The sequence below is a fragment of the Kordia sp. SMS9 genome (genome assembly GCF_003352465.1).
Taxonomy (GTDB): Bacteria; Bacteroidota; Bacteroidia; order Flavobacteriales; family Flavobacteriaceae; genus Kordia.
The window spans coordinates 2713044-2727640 of the sequence record NZ_CP031153.1; the positions used below are offsets into that span (position 1 = coordinate 2713044).

Annotated in this window: 17 protein-coding genes and 1 pseudogene; 16 read left to right on the forward strand and 2 right to left on the reverse strand. The window is 35.8% G+C overall.

Translation table 11 applies throughout. The features are described 5' to 3' along the window. Positions 1–8: 8 nt before the first annotated feature. From KORDIASMS9_RS23855 to KORDIASMS9_RS11820, 6 genes and pseudogenes are all read left to right on the forward strand, one after another. Positions 9–86: pseudogene (locus KORDIASMS9_RS23855) on the forward strand (recombination protein RecR); the annotation flags it as partial. Positions 87–159: 73 nt separating this feature from the next. Next, positions 160–342 carry a hypothetical protein gene (locus tag KORDIASMS9_RS11800; RefSeq protein WP_114903032.1) on the forward strand — a complete coding sequence of 61 codons (183 nt, stop codon included), beginning with the start codon at positions 160–162 and terminating at the stop codon, positions 340–342. Further along, the gene (locus KORDIASMS9_RS11805) at positions 330–626 is read left to right on the forward strand and encodes a type II toxin-antitoxin system RelE/ParE family toxin (RefSeq protein ID WP_114903033.1); all 297 of its coding nucleotides are present in this window, start codon (positions 330–332) and stop codon (positions 624–626) included. Before KORDIASMS9_RS11800 ends, KORDIASMS9_RS11805 begins: the two co-directional genes overlap by 13 nt. A 177-nt stretch (positions 627–803) precedes the next feature. Beyond that, entirely contained in the window at positions 804–1424 is a 621-nt protein-coding gene (gene recR / locus KORDIASMS9_RS11810; RefSeq protein WP_114903034.1) for a recombination mediator RecR, read from the forward strand. A 12-nt stretch (positions 1425–1436) separates the two neighbouring features. After that, the gene (locus KORDIASMS9_RS11815) at positions 1437–2570 is read left to right on the forward strand and encodes a glycosyltransferase family 2 protein (RefSeq protein ID WP_114903035.1); all 1134 of its coding nucleotides are present in this window, start codon (positions 1437–1439) and stop codon (positions 2568–2570) included. A gap of 94 nt (positions 2571–2664) precedes the next feature. Then, the gene (locus KORDIASMS9_RS11820; RefSeq protein WP_114903036.1) at positions 2665–3990 is read left to right on the forward strand and encodes a dihydrolipoamide acetyltransferase family protein; all 1326 of its coding nucleotides are present in this window, start codon (positions 2665–2667) and stop codon (positions 3988–3990) included. Between the two features lie 313 nt (positions 3991–4303). Here KORDIASMS9_RS11820 and KORDIASMS9_RS11825 read toward each other — a convergent pair whose 3' ends face one another. Next, the gene (locus tag KORDIASMS9_RS11825) at positions 4304–4879 is read right to left on the reverse strand and encodes a glutaredoxin domain-containing protein (RefSeq protein ID WP_114903037.1); all 576 of its coding nucleotides are present in this window, start codon (positions 4877–4879) and stop codon (positions 4304–4306) included. Positions 4880–5040: 161 nt separating this feature from the next. Between KORDIASMS9_RS11825 and KORDIASMS9_RS11830 the strand changes: the two genes are divergently transcribed. From KORDIASMS9_RS11830 to ftsY, 9 genes are all read left to right on the forward strand, one after another. Further along, on the forward strand, positions 5041–5814 hold the full coding sequence (locus KORDIASMS9_RS11830) for a 3'-5' exonuclease (RefSeq protein ID WP_114903038.1): 774 nt from the start codon (positions 5041–5043) through the stop codon (positions 5812–5814). 15 nt (positions 5815–5829) lie between these two features. Continuing rightward, positions 5830–6765: a carboxypeptidase-like regulatory domain-containing protein gene (locus tag KORDIASMS9_RS11835; RefSeq protein WP_162819906.1), complete on the forward strand. Its 936-nt coding sequence runs from the start codon at positions 5830–5832 to the stop codon at positions 6763–6765. 58 nt (positions 6766–6823) lie between these two features. Continuing rightward, on the forward strand, positions 6824–7435 hold the full coding sequence (locus KORDIASMS9_RS11840; protein ID WP_114903040.1) for a fumarylacetoacetate hydrolase family protein: 612 nt from the start codon (positions 6824–6826) through the stop codon (positions 7433–7435). Positions 7436–7438: 3 nt separating this feature from the next. After that, positions 7439–7780, forward strand: a complete 342-nt coding sequence (locus tag KORDIASMS9_RS11845) for an Hpt domain-containing protein (protein ID WP_114903041.1) — start codon at positions 7439–7441, stop codon at positions 7778–7780. A gap of 3 nt (positions 7781–7783) precedes the next feature. Continuing rightward, the gene (locus KORDIASMS9_RS11850) at positions 7784–9040 is read left to right on the forward strand and encodes a CinA family nicotinamide mononucleotide deamidase-related protein (RefSeq protein ID WP_114903042.1); all 1257 of its coding nucleotides are present in this window, start codon (positions 7784–7786) and stop codon (positions 9038–9040) included. 72 nt (positions 9041–9112) lie between these two features. Next, the gene (gene rpmB / locus KORDIASMS9_RS11855; protein ID WP_007094745.1) at positions 9113–9349 is read left to right on the forward strand and encodes a 50S ribosomal protein L28; all 237 of its coding nucleotides are present in this window, start codon (positions 9113–9115) and stop codon (positions 9347–9349) included. 28 nt (positions 9350–9377) lie between these two features. Next, positions 9378–9560 (forward strand): 50S ribosomal protein L33, encoded by a 183-nt coding sequence (gene rpmG / locus KORDIASMS9_RS11860; RefSeq protein ID WP_007094744.1) that lies wholly within the window; start codon positions 9378–9380, stop codon positions 9558–9560. 6 nt (positions 9561–9566) lie between these two features. Then, a complete protein-coding gene (locus tag KORDIASMS9_RS11865; protein WP_007094743.1) occupies positions 9567–9716 on the forward strand; it encodes a DUF4295 domain-containing protein in 150 nt (49 codons plus the stop codon). A gap of 235 nt (positions 9717–9951) precedes the next feature. Further along, positions 9952–10908 carry a signal recognition particle-docking protein FtsY gene (ftsY, locus tag KORDIASMS9_RS11870; protein ID WP_114903043.1) on the forward strand — a complete coding sequence of 319 codons (957 nt, stop codon included), beginning with the start codon at positions 9952–9954 and terminating at the stop codon, positions 10906–10908. Between the two features lie 88 nt (positions 10909–10996). Here the strand turns inward: ftsY and KORDIASMS9_RS11875 are convergent, their stop codons facing one another. Then, positions 10997–12340 carry a fibronectin type III domain-containing protein gene (locus tag KORDIASMS9_RS11875; RefSeq protein ID WP_162819907.1) on the reverse strand — a complete coding sequence of 448 codons (1344 nt, stop codon included), beginning with the start codon at positions 12338–12340 and terminating at the stop codon, positions 10997–10999. 132 nt (positions 12341–12472) lie between these two features. Here KORDIASMS9_RS11875 and KORDIASMS9_RS11880 point away from each other — a divergent pair, with 132 nt between their 5' ends. Next, positions 12473–14104: an amidase family protein gene (locus KORDIASMS9_RS11880; RefSeq protein WP_114903045.1), complete on the forward strand. Its 1632-nt coding sequence runs from the start codon at positions 12473–12475 to the stop codon at positions 14102–14104. The last annotated feature ends 493 nt before the right edge of the window (positions 14105–14597 follow it).

Here is a 14597-nt window from a genome sequence, read left to right on the forward strand (position 1 = left end):
TTTACCAAATGGAATTCTCCTCAAAGCTTTTAGAAAATGCTGTTAGCGAAATTTCGCAACTTTCAGGTATTGGAAAGCGAACTGCATTTTGATGGTCTTACATTAATTATCAGCCGAATAAATATTAAATTTGTATCTTAGAATTATAAATTAAAAGCTATGTTGACTAAATCGAAATTAAGAGAACAAATTGAAAGTTTTCCAGAGGAATTTTCAATTGATGAATTAGTGGAAAGACTCATTTTAGTTGAAAAAATTGATCGAGGAAACAAACAGTCTGAAAAAGGAGAAGTTATTTCTGAATCTGAACTTGATAATGAAATTGAAAAATGGTTCAAATAAATTGGACACTTCAAGCAACTTCTGACTTAAAAGATATTGCTGAATATATTTCCAAAGATTCTAAAAAGTACGCCAAACTTCAAATCGTTCGAATAAGATTTCGAACAAAAATACTGTTATCTCAACCATATTCAGGAAAAACAGTTTCTGAAATTGGAAATAAAAACATTTGCGAGTTGATCGAAGGAAACTACAGAATTATATATAAAGTTGTAAATGATTCGCGAATAGATATTTTGACTATTCATCATTCCGCTAGAGATCTGCACAGTAGAAACATCTGATAAAGACGTAAGATGAAAACGGTAATCGTAGCTTGCCCTTTAATTTTATAAAAACCGACTAACTCTTAGTCTCTCAAGGATGTCATTCTTTTGAGTTTTACTGTTGAATTGTGATTTCAACATTTGATTTCAACTTTATTTTCAATTTCAGAATTAAAAAAATGGTAAATTTGCCAAATGGAATTCTCCTCAAAACTCTTAGAAAATGCCGTCAATGAAGTGTCGCAGTTGCCCGGAATTGGGAAGCGAACAGCATTGCGCTTGGTATTACATCTCTTAAAACAGCCAGAAAGTCAAACCTTGCATTTAGTAAGCGCGTTGCAAGACTTGCGTACGGAAATCAAACATTGCAACAACTGTCACAACATTTCCGATGTAGAAGTGTGCGATATTTGTATGAATGCCAATCGACAGGAAGATATTGTATGTGTCGTGGAAGACATTCGCGATGTGATGGCAATAGAAAGTACAGCGCAATACAAAGGTTTGTATCATGTGTTGGGCGGAAAAATTTCACCGCTAGACGGAATTGGACCGCATAATTTGACGATTTCGAGTTTGGTAGAAAAAGTAAAAGCAGGAAAAGTCAAAGAAATCATATTTGCACTAAGTTCCACGATGGAAGGCGATACAACCAATTTCTACATTTACAAACAAATAGAAAATTACGAAGTCAAAACGTCTACCATTGCACGCGGAATCTCCGTTGGTGACGAACTTGAATATGCAGATGAGGTTACCTTGGGAAGAAGCATCTTAAACCGAGTTCCGTTTGAAAACTCGCTAAAAAGCTCTTAATTTTCAATTCGTATGCAACTTTCGGTCATCATTCTCAACTACAATGTACGTTACTTTTTAGAAGCCTGTATTCGCAGTGTGCAAGCCGCTATTGCGGAAATGGACGCAGAAATTATTGTAGTTGATAACAATTCGCCTGACGATAGTTGCGACATGATGCAACGCACATTTCCAGAAATTCAACTCATCGAAAATATCGAAAATGTAGGTTTCGCCAAAGCAAACAATCAAGCAGTAAAACTGGCAAAAGGCGAATATGTGTGTATCTTAAATCCTGATACAATCGTTGCCGAAGATACATTTACACAACTCATAAAATTCGCGCAAAGCAAAAAAAACGTTGGAGCTATTGGTTGCAAACTCATTGATGGAAGCGGAAAATTTCTGCCCGAAAGCAAACGAAACATTCCCACGGCGATGGTTTCTGTCAAAAAAATAATGGGCACTAAAAATTCAGGATACTATTCAAGCTTAGAAGAAAACGAAATTGGCAAAGTAGACATTCTCGTCGGTGCGTTTATGATGATGAAAAAAAGTGTGTACGACCAAGTTGGCGGATTTGACGAAGACTATTTCATGTACGGCGAAGACATTGATTTGTCGTACAAAATCAAAAAAGCGGGTTTTCAAAACTACTATTATGGCAAAACGACGGTCATTCATTACAAAGGAGAAAGTACGCTAAAAGACAAAACCTACGCCAAACGCTTTTACGGCGCCATGCAATTATTTTATAAAAAACATTTTCAACGGAATTTGGTGTATGATGTGGCGGTTACGCTTGGCGCGAGATTGATTCCGTTAGTAGCACCATCCGAAAAAAATACCCAAAAAGAAGTTCATAAATGTGTTTTTGTGAGCGATTCGGTAGAACGTTTCCAGCAAATTTCAAACCTGTATCATCCTATAAATTGCGTACGTGTTGAAAATCTGGGACATTTTTTGAGTCAACTAAAAGGTAAAAAAAAGGTTGAAATCCTCCTAGATACTCATTTTGTAAACCTAAAAGACAGTATTCAAATCTTTGAAAAACAGTTTGGATATTACAAAATATACCCAAAAAGCAGTACTTTTATCCTCGGAAGCGATTCGTCTAAAAGTAGAGGAGAAGTATTGTTACTGAACGAGTCAAAGAATGGAAGTTGAGCAAGTCGAAGTAAATTAGAAATAATTCAACAAAAAACGATATTATTTAGTATTTTCGCAAAATAAATTAAAATAACATCTTTAGATTAAGGATATGGCAAAATTTGAACTAAAACTTCCACAAATGGGAGAAAGTGTTGCAGAAGCAACAATTATATCATGGCTCAAAGAAGTTGGCGATACTATTGAAGCTGACGAAGCAGTATTAGAAATTGCAACAGACAAGGTAGATTCTGAATTACCAAGTGAAGTAGATGGTGTTTTAGTTGAAATATTACACAATGTTGACGATGTAGTAAAAGTAGGAGAAACGCTTGCAATCATTGAAACAGATGGCGAAGGAAGTGAGGAAGCAGCACCCACAGCAAAAGCTGAAGAAGTAGTAGAAACACTAGCAGCAGCAGAAGTTGCAAAAACAGTTACTGCAGCAAAAGAAACGGTAACCAACGATTTTTCAAACTCTGAAAAATTCTACTCGCCATTAGTCAAAAACATAGCAAAAGAAGAAGGCATCTCTGTAGAAGAACTCGATGCGATTGCAGGATCTGGAAAAGATGGCAGAGTGACCAAAAACGATATTCTCGATTACATAAAAAATAAAGGAACTGTACAAGTACAACCGCAAAAAACAGAAGCGCCAAAAGCAGCCGTAAAAGAAGCTGCAAAACCAGTGGCAAAATCAACACCTGCAACACTAGTTTCTGTAAATGGTGGCGATGAAATCATTGAAATGACACGTATGGGGAAACTCATTGCTCATCACATGGTGGCTTCGGTACAAACTTCGGCACACGTACAAAGTTTTGTAGAAGTAGATGTGACAAACATTTGGAACTGGCGTAAAAAGAAGAAAGCTGAGTTTGAAAAACGTGAAGGTGAAAAGCTCACATTTACGCCAATATTCATGGAAGCTGTGGCGAAAGCGTTGAAAGATTTCCCAATGATGAACATCGCTGTAAATGGTGACACGATCATCAAAAAGAAAAACATCAACTTAGGAATGGCGGCAGCATTACCAGATGGAAACCTCATTGTTCCTGTGATCAAAAATGCAGATCAGTTGAATTTAGTCGGAATGGCAAAAGCGGTCAACGATTTGGCAGGAAGAGCGAGAGAAAACAAATTGAAGCCAGATGAAATTCAAGGCGGAACGTACACAGTTACGAACGTTGGAACCTTTGGAAGCATCATGGGAACCCCGATTATCAATCAGCCACAAGTTGGAATCTTAGCGTTAGGAGCGATCCGAAAAGTACCTGCGGTGATTGAAACTCCAGAAGGCGATTTCATCGGAATTCGTTACAAAATGTTCTTATCACATTCATACGATCACAGAGTTGTAAATGGAGCGTTGGGTGGACAATTCGTAAAACAAGTTGCGGATTACTTAGAAGCGTGGGACAGCGATAGAGATATTTAGCAGTCAATATTCATATATCATATAACAGAAAGAGTTCTCAATAACGGGGACTCTTTTTTTGCTAGTTGCTAGTTTTTTGTATTGAATCACCACGCGACACTTCGAGTATTTTTCTAAGGGAAAAATGTATCGAGAAGTGCTTTGAACGTTATCTATTAATATTTAGCTTCTTTTGAGAAGTTGAATCAAGTTCAGCTTGACGAATATCATCTGTGAAATGTCAAAAAAACAAATCAACAAAATAGGAGTTTATAAGTTTATCAGTTTACGTTTTGATTCAAAAAACAGTATAAGAAAATTCGCTAACAGCGATCTACTGTTTAAGCATCTCAATAAAAGAAATCAAATTCAAACTTTCATGCAATTTTCCTTTCACAATCGCAATGGGAATGGAAGAAATCATGACATCTCGACGTTTCATTTTGGAAACGGTGTTCCAGAAAAATTCTTTAAAACGTTCACTTTCAGAAATGTTAAACGCTTTGTGCGGAATGCGATTTGCTTTCAACATGCCAATCAATTTTTCACATTTGCCACATTCTTCCTTCGTAAAAATGATTGTTTCTCCTTTGTCAATTACTTTTTCAAGAGCTTTCCAATTTCTTACGTTTTTAACTTCCACATTAACTTCTTGCAATTCATCATCAAAGGAATGAAAATAAGTATATTCAGGCGTAGCATTTTTTAAAGGAATCAAAGTTGCGAGCAATATTTTTTTCTGCGCAGGAACTTTCTTAATGACAGGTCGGTAACTGCTTCTGCGAAAGCCTTTTCCATCCACCTTAAAAAAAACTTCTTTCGCTATTTCAGTATGATTTATAGCATAAAACAAAATTTTCTTTTTCTCTTTCACTTCCACAATTTCGATAGCTTCCGATTGTGCATTCATGGAAAAATTCCAACAAAAACACAAAAAAAGACACATTACAATTGACTTCCACATACCTGTTTTCCTATGAGTGTTAAGAATAGATTAAAATAATTATTAAAACGGTAAAATAATTTTATTTGCTCTGTAATAGTGGTAAATTTACTGTTTTAAATAAAATAATGGAATTAAAACTCAAAAATCCGATCTGCTTCTTCGATTTAGAAACAACAGGTGTAGAAGTAGCGAAAGATAGAATTGTAGAAATCTCAATACTCAAAGTGTATCCTAACGGAAACAAAGAGAGCAAAACATGGTTGGTAAATCCGGAAATGCCGATTCCTCCCATGGTATCTGAAATTCACGGAATTACGGATGATAAAGTGGCGAACGAACCAACATTCAAACAACTTTCCAAAGAAATTTATAACATGATCAAGGATAGTGACTTGGCTGGTTACAACTCAGATCGCTTTGACATTCCATTGTTGGCAGAAGAACTATTGCGTGCCGAGATTGACTTTGATATGAAAAACAAAGTTTCCGTCGATGTGCAAACTATTTTTCATAAAATGGAAAAACGTACACTTTCTGCCGCGTATAAATTTTACTGTGGAAAAGAACTCGAAGGCGCACACGGAGCAGAAGCAGACACAAATGCGACGTATGAAGTGTTGAAATCGCAATTGGATCGCTATGAAGAATTGGAAAATGATGTGAAAAAGTTGAGTGAATTCACAACACGTAAAAAAACTGCCGATTTTGCAGGATTTATCATTTTTGATAAAGATGATGAGGAAATTTTCTCGTTTGGAAAGCACAAAGGAAAAAAGGTAGAAAAAGTTTTGGAAGATGAACCTGGGTATTTCGGTTGGATTCTCAACGCGAATTTTCCGTTGTACACCAAAAAAGTATTGACAGCGATTAAATTAAGAAAGTTAAACACGAAATTTTAAAAAGTAAAAACGCCCTTGAGAAAGACTGCCATCATCCTCATCACATTTTTAAATTTGAGTGTTGTCTTTGCGCAAAAAAATATGGCTGGCATCATTCTCGATGAAGAAACAAAACAACCTGTAGCGTATGCACATTTAATTATTCCTTCAGAAAAAAGAGGAACTACAGCTGATGCAGAAGGTAATTTTGAATTTACAGTTCCTGACGAATGGCTTGGGAAAATCGTAAATATATCGTGCGTAGGTTTTGAAGATAAAAAAATAGAACTCAGGCAAAAAAAGGGATTGGTTATTTACCTAAAACCTTCTCTCGAATTCTTGAGCACAGTACACATAACGCATACCGAGCGACAAAAAAGAAAACGAGTAAATCCGTTTCGCGGGAAGCAAATCATCGGTTTTGGAAATTTTAGTGGAGGTAAATATCCTTCCATGCTCGCGCGATATTATCCGTTCATTGAAAAGTTAGGCGAAGAAAACTACTTGGAAGAAGTCACCGTTTTTTTCTATAAAGACGGAAGGCACGATGCCAAATTTCGATTGCGAATTCTTTCTGCCACAGCAGACAAAATGCCAAAAGACGATTTGCTCGATCCAATACTTGTAGATGTAACCTATAAACAAGGAAGGATAAAAGCGCGCATGCCAGCAAATGGCATTGAAGTGCCGAGAGAAGGATTTTTTGTAGTGGTTGAACATTTATTCATCAAAGAAAATGTAGTAGAAGAAATTGTCAACCTACAAATGAATGATTCTGTAAGAAAGCAGAATGTAAGACTAAGACGTTACGCGCCAATTTTTACAGGTATCGTAGAAAAAGCAGGAGAATCGTTTTCGTATTACATGTCGGTCAATGGCTGGAAAAAAGTGGAAAAGTTAAAAATGCCAAAACCTAATTTTAAAGAGAATGAAATTGTCGCGCCTGCGTTTAAAGTGAAACTAACCAATTAAGTCAACAAAGTGATGTGTGAGATGCGTCACAAAAAAACATAAACATAAAAGTAAGCAGATGAAAATTATTTGCATCGGAAGAAACTATACAGAACATATTGCAGAACTTGAAAATGAAAAACCCAAAGATCCAGTCATTTTCATGAAATCGGATACGTCTATTCTATTAAAAAAACAGCCATTCTTTATTCCTGATTTTTCAGAAGAAATTCATCATGAAGTTGAAGTTTTGGTAAAAATTAATAAATTAGGAAAATATATTGATCAGAAATTTGCGCACAAATATTACAATGAAATCAGTGTAGGTATTGATTTTACAGCGCGCGACTTACAATCGAAACTCAAAGCCAAAGGATTGCCTTGGGAAAAAGCCAAAGCGTTTGACGGTTCGGCGGTTGTGGGACAATGGATTTCCAAAGATCAATTTGAAGATATCAACAACTTGAATTTCAAACTTGAAAAAAACAATGAAATCGTGCAGCAAGGCAATACGCAACAAATGTTGTGGAAAATTGACGAACTGATTGCGTATGTTTCTCAATACTTTACCTTAAAAATAGGTGACATTATCTTTACAGGAACACCTGCAGGAGTTAGGAAAGTGAATGTAAACGACCGACTGACAGGATTTTTAGAGGGACAACAATTATTTTCAATATTAGTAAAATAAAAAATGGCATATAATTTAGAAAAAATAAGCGCAATTTCTGATGGCGATCAAGACTTTATAGAAGCAGTCGTAGTAGCTTTTATTGAAGAAATTCCCGCAGATCTTATTACTTTTGAAAAAGAAGTAACTGCAAAAAACTACCACGGTATTTACCAAGTAAGTCACAAAATAAAGCCAAATTTAGACTTATTAGGCATGCAATCATCTTACGAAAAAAACTTGCAAATACTTAGTTGGGCAAAAGCAGAAACGAATATTGCAGACATCACCAATACTTTTAGTGAAGTGCAACGTAGTATCAATATGAATATTGAGCAACTAAAGAAAGAATTCAACCTAAACTAGCGTATGATTGCTGAAATAATTACGATTGGTGACGAAATTCTTATTGGACAAATTGTGGATACCAATTCGGTATTCATCTCCAAAGCATTGAATGAAATTGGAATTTCAGTACATCAAATCACTTCCATTCAAGACGAAAAACAACACATTTTAGAAGCCTTAGAAGCGGCTAGAAAAAAAGCAGACTTGGTGTTGATCACTGGTGGATTAGGTCCTACAAAAGACGATATTACCAAACATACACTTTGCGAATACTTTGAGGATACCTTGGTGAAAAATCAAGAAGTATTAACGCATATTGAAGAATTATTTGAAAAATATGTGACTTCCTCCACCATCTCTACCATGAATAGAGATCAGGCGTTAGTGCCTTCGAAAGCGCAAATATTACATAACAAATATGGAACTGCGCCAGGAATGTGGCTAGAAAAAGACAGTACCGTATTTGTGTCTATGCCAGGCGTTCCGTATGAAATGCGCGGATTGATGACACATCAAATCATTCCGAAGCTTCAAAAAGAATTTGAGCGTCCTTTTATCTATCACAAAACGATTCTTACGTATGGAATGGGCGAAAGTAGCATTGCCATGAAAATTGAACATTGGGAAAATAAGTTGCCAAATTTCATCAAACTTGCGTATTTGCCAAATGTAGGAAGAGTGCGTTTGCGACTTACAGGAAAAGGACAGGACAGAGAACATATTATCAATGCGGTAGATGATTATGCAGAAAAACTGTATCCTATAATTGGTGACATTATTAAAGGAATAGAAGGAACGAGTAACATCATCACAGAAATTGGAGATCTTTTAATTGATAAAGGGTTGAAGTTGGCTGCTGCCGAAAGTTGCACTGGCGGACGCATTGCTTCACAAATTACAGAAGAATCGGGTGTTTCTGCTTTCTTCAACGGAAGTGCAGTAACCTATGCGGTACAATCCAAAATCGATATTTTAGGCGTTCCCAAAGTACTAATAGATCGACATTCGGTTGTGAGTGCAGAAGTGGTAGAAGCGATGGCAGAAGGCGCGGCAAAAATATATCATGCAGATTATGCAATTGCTACCACAGGAAACGCAGGTCCGACCAAAGGAAACTCTGATGTTGAGGTGGGAACCGTTTTTATTGGAATTAAAACACCTAATGGAACTATTTCGCAGAGATTTAACTTTGGGCAACCGCGGGAAAAGGTCGTAAATAAAGCGGTTAACAAAGCTTTTCAAATGTTACTGGAAGAAATTTTAAAAAACAGTAACTAAATATTTGCTGAGAAAATAAAAAAATGTAAATTTGCACCTCGTTTTTGAGTAACAATATAAAGTTTAGTACAGATGTCAAGAATTTGTGAATTAACAGGAAAGAAAGCAATGGTTGGGAACAATGTGTCTCACGCAATGAATAAAACGAAACGCAAATTTAATGCGAATCTTACAAAAAAGCGTTTTTACATTCCTGAAGAAGACAAGTGGGTTACTTTGAAAGTATCTACTTCAGCATTAAAAACAATTAATAAAAAAGGAATCTCCGCTGTGCTAAAAGAAGCAAGAGCGAAAGGTTTTATCAAGTAATTCAGTCATATTATAAATACCAATAGCAATGGCGAAGAAAGGCAATAGAGTTCAAGTGATACTAGAGTGTACAGAGCACAAAGCTTCTGGACAACCAGGAACTTCTCGTTATATCACTACAAAAAATAAGAAAAATACTCCAGACAGATTAGAGATTAAAAAATTTAATCCAATCTTAAAGAGAATGACTGTTCACAAAGAAATAAAATAATAAGTCATGGCAAAGAAATCAGTAGCATCCTTACAAACAGGATCAAAAAGACTCACAAAAGCAATCAAAATGGTAAAGTCTCCAAAAACTGGAGCTTATACATTTGTAGAATCAATCATGTCACCAGATAAGGTAAACGATTGGTTAAAAAAATAAGTATACATTTTATACAAATACCAAAGCTACTTTCGAAAGAGAGTAGCTTTTTGTTTTTATACTTTTCTGCCAAATCAGACTATGACAGTTTTACAGGTTTGTGAATTGGGCAAGGTAATTGACAAGCTAACAGTATAAAATACACTGCAAAACATACGCGAATTTTAACTATCTTGTTTTGCGTTTTACACAATCAATATGATAGTGTATCAAATTAAAAATAGTACCACACATTATGAGTTTTTTTAAAAAAATATTTTCATCTGAAAAAAAGGAAACCCTCGACAAAGGTTTGGAAAAATCCAAATCAAGTTTCTTTTCTAAATTGACCAAAGCGGTTGCTGGAAAAAGCAAAGTAGATGATGAAGTTTTAGATAATTTAGAAGAAGTATTAGTCAGCAGCGATGTTGGTGTTGATACCACTTTGAAAATTATTGATCGTATAGAGGAAAGAGTTGCCAAAGATAAATACTTAGGAACTGACGAGTTGAATAAAATTCTTCGTGAAGAAATTGCAGGATTATTGTCTGAAACAAATTCTGGTGAAGAAACTGAATATACCATTCCAGCCGATAAAAAACCGTATGTGCTCATGGTGGTTGGTGTCAATGGTGTTGGAAAAACAACAACAATTGGTAAGTTAGCGTATCAATTCAACAAAAAAGGGTTGAAAGTCGTTTTAGGAGCAGCTGATACCTTTAGAGCAGCCGCGATTGACCAATTGGAAGTTTGGGCAGATAGAGTAGGTGTCCCACTTGTAAAACAAAGCATGGGAAGCGATCCAGCTTCTGTAGCGTTTGATACTTTAAAATCGGGTGTGGCACAAGATGCTGACGTCATTATTATTGATACTGCAGGACGTTTGCACAATAAAGTCAACTTGATGAAAGAATTGACGAAAGTCAAAAAAGTAATGCAAAAAGTAATTGACGACGCTCCACATGACGTTTTATTAGTGTTAGATGGTTCTACAGGGCAAAATGCTTTTGAACAGGCCAAACAATTTACAGCGGCAACAGAAGTTACGACATTAGCGGTTACAAAGTTAGATGGAACTGCCAAAGGAGGTGTTGTCATCGGAATTTCTGATCAATTCCAAATTCCAGTAAAATATATTGGCGTTGGTGAAGGTATTGAAGATTTACAAGTATTCAATAAATTTGAATTCGTAGATTCATTCTTTAAAAAATAATAAGTCTCAGACTTACAACAATAATGCACAACAAAAAAGCTGCAAGTTCCTAGAAACTTGCAGCTTTTTTTTATATTATTTTTGTCTATTACAATTTCGTCAATCGAATTACTACTTCTGATAAAGGCGCATTGACACACATGATACTTCCTGTATCTTCTACAAATCGAATGTCAATCGTAGTATCATCAACCAAGTTGTAAGCTGTTGGTGTTGCCATTCCTTGACCTAACAAAACATTGTCGCCACCGCAGTTAAAGTTCGTATCTTGATCGTCGGTAACAGTTATGGTTCCATCACAATTTAAAGTAAAATTAAAAGTCATGGTTGGTTGTGTATTCATCACATCCAAATTAGCCAAATACTTTACCGTAATGCTTCGTTCGGTATCAGAAACGCTTACAATATCTACCGTTGCAGAATCTCCAAAAATGAGTTCATCTGTATTTCCAATCTCTTCATACGTGTACATTCCAGTATAACCAAGTGCTGGTGTTATTACATTTCCTCCGAAGCCCAACCAAGGACTTTGTGTCGTTGTGCTACATAAAGTTCTAACAGCAAATGCATATTCTGTACTTGGGCATAATCCATTGGCTGTGAAATTGGAATTATTAACCGTAACAATTGTTCCCGTTTCTGGCGTAAAAGTTGCAGCTTCACCATAACTTACTTCCCAAGTAGTTTGTGAATTTGAGTCCCAATCAACAGAAACTGAATTCTGCGTCACCGTATCATATACTAAATTTAAAGGAGGCAAACATGTTGCAAATCTGTAAGGTCCAGAAAATGCACTAAAACTTCCTGTTTGATCTCCATCAGTAACTGCATTACAATTAGCTCTTACATAAAATTCATATTCGCTATTTGGTTGTAAATTCGTTACAGGATATTGAGAGTTATTTCCAGTGGCAAACGCATCTGCTTCTTCCAAATTAAATCCTGTCAATCCAAATTTTACTTCCCAAGCAATTTCACTTCCGCCTGGCATCCAAGTTAATAAAGCGGTAGTTTGCGTAATATCAGTAGCGCCTAAATCGGTAGGTGCTGGACACGAAGTTGTAAATGCTACAGGACCAAACCATTCGTTGTTGGCTAAATCACAATCAGACTTTACATAAAACTCATACGTAGTCTGTGAAGACAAAAGATTGATGTTGGCACTCGTCATGGTAGTATTGATAATAGTACCTGCATCTGGATCGAATCCTGGCGTTCCCCAAGAAGCGGTCCACGCAACACCAGTAACGGGCAAACATTCACCTGCTTCATTAACAGTTCCGCACCAATTAAGTCTGGCTGAATTACTTGTAATATCTGAAGCAAAAGAAGCAGCAACAGTTTGGCAAGGTTGTATTATCTCTGGAATTTGTACCTCATCTGAGCATGAGTATACAAATCCGATCAGTAGAAGTAAAACTACTTTTCTCATAAAATTTTTTTTTCGTGTATGACAAATATATAAAAACAATAATGAGTATGACATTTAGAAGCTAAAAAAACAAGAATTCCAAACCGTTAAACTTTTTGATTGTATCTTTATATCCTTAAATAACGCATCAAAATGAAGAAAATTATATTCGTACTCGCTCTATTTTCGTCAATAGCTTGTCATACCCAAAAAAAAGTACAAAGTGAAAATGATATTTCTGATATCAGTGTCAAAGAATTTAGAGAATTTAAAGTATTAGATTCTAAAAATATTGAAAATCAAGATGTTTGGGCTGTAGTTTCCAAGCAAATGACAGATTTTACAGAAGCAGATTACCAACGGTTAAAACCATATATCCTCGAAAAAAATATCCTAGAATTGCAAGAAAGTCGCACACAAAGAATTTTTACTTACGAAGAATTGGTTAAATTTTACTTGTACAGGATCAAAAAATACGATCGAGACAACGATTTGTCGTTAAATTCTGTCATTAGTATCAATCCTAATATTATTGCAGTAGCAAAACAACGCGATCGCGATTTTCTAAACAAAAAACTAAAGCCGCTTATTTTTGGAATGCCCATTTTGTTAAAAGACAATATCAACACCGAAAATATGCCAACAACAGCAGGTGCAGTTGCATTAAAAAATAACATGACCAATGATGCGTTTATCACAAAACGATTAAAAGATGATGGTGCCATCATTCTTGGAAAGGCAAATTTAAGTGAATGGGCATACTTTTTCTGTGGCGATTGTCCAAGCGGATACAGTGCCATTGGCGGACAAACCTTAAATCCGTACGGAAGAAAAATATACGATACGGGCGGATCAAGTTCTGGAAGTGGGGTTTCAGTGGCAGCAAACTTTGCCGTAGCAGCTGTCGGAACGGAAACAGCAGGTTCCATTCTATCGCCTGCAAGTCAAAACTCTGTTGTGGGACTCAAACCAACCATCGGATTATTAAGTCGTTCAGGAATTGTACCCATTTCAAGTACGCTAGATACACCAGGTCCAATGACTAAAAATGTGGTGGACAATGCCATTCTTTTAGCAACTTTGTACGGATATGACAATACCGATAGTAAAAGCAAATCGTTTAAGTACCATGGAAGTTACTATTACAATACCATCAAAAACGGAAATGCAACGCTCAAAGGAAAACGTTTTGGTGCGATCAAACGTTTGTTGGAAGATTCTTTGTATGTAGCGGCCATTGAAGTATTCAAAAAGCAAGGTGCTGAAATCATCGAAATTGAAACGCCACAAGTAGGTTTGCCAAAGTTTATCAATTTGTTGAATTTGGATATGAAAAAAGATTTGCCAGACTATTTTGCAACACATGGAAACAAAGCATTATCCTTCAAATCAGTGCAGGATGTGATCGATTTCAACAAAAAAGATTCCGTGAACGCTATGCCATACGGACAAAAATTATTCTATGGAATTGTCAGCGACAAGGCTTCCAAAAAAGTATTCTCAGACATGAAACAAACCTTGCATGAAAATGGAAAAACCTTTTTTAACACACCAATGAACGAACACAATTTGGACGGCGTTTTATCCATTAACAACTATCATGCGGCGTACGCGGCAGTCGCGGAATATCCAGCGTTAACCGTTCCGATGGGCTACACAGAAAAAGGGGAGCCAAAAGGATTGACTTTTATCGGAAAACCGTTTACGGAGAATCAATTATTAGCGTTTGCGTATGTATACGAGCAAGCTTCCAAAAAGCGAAAAGCACCTAAAACGTATAATTAATGTGATTTCTATGATATAAATAAATTCATATTAAATTGATTTTCAAATAATTGCGTAAAATTTCAAATCGAGCGCAGTCAAGATAACTTGGAGTTTGAAAATGTCTTATTTGTAACAATACTTCAATTTCAGAACCTTTTTTGGAAGCTTGCGAGCACTTATACCAATTTGCACATAAAATGATGTTTATAAACTCGTTCATTTGGCAGTTTAGTTCTTTGCAAATACTTTCCGTAGCTAAGGCTATGCAAACCTTTCACAGCATCCTATACTGCCAAAGTAACTTCGTATCCAAAACACCATTTTAAATGTAAATTGGTATTACTTCCTTTAAGTTGCTTGGGAAATAAATTAAAGTAACCTAATAATTACGGTTTTCACGTAATTATCTAATTTTTAAATATTTTTTTGAAGTAATTTTTTGCTAATAAGCAAAAAATTGCCATATTTACGAATAAGAGTTAATAGTTTTATCATCTTTTGATAAACTCCT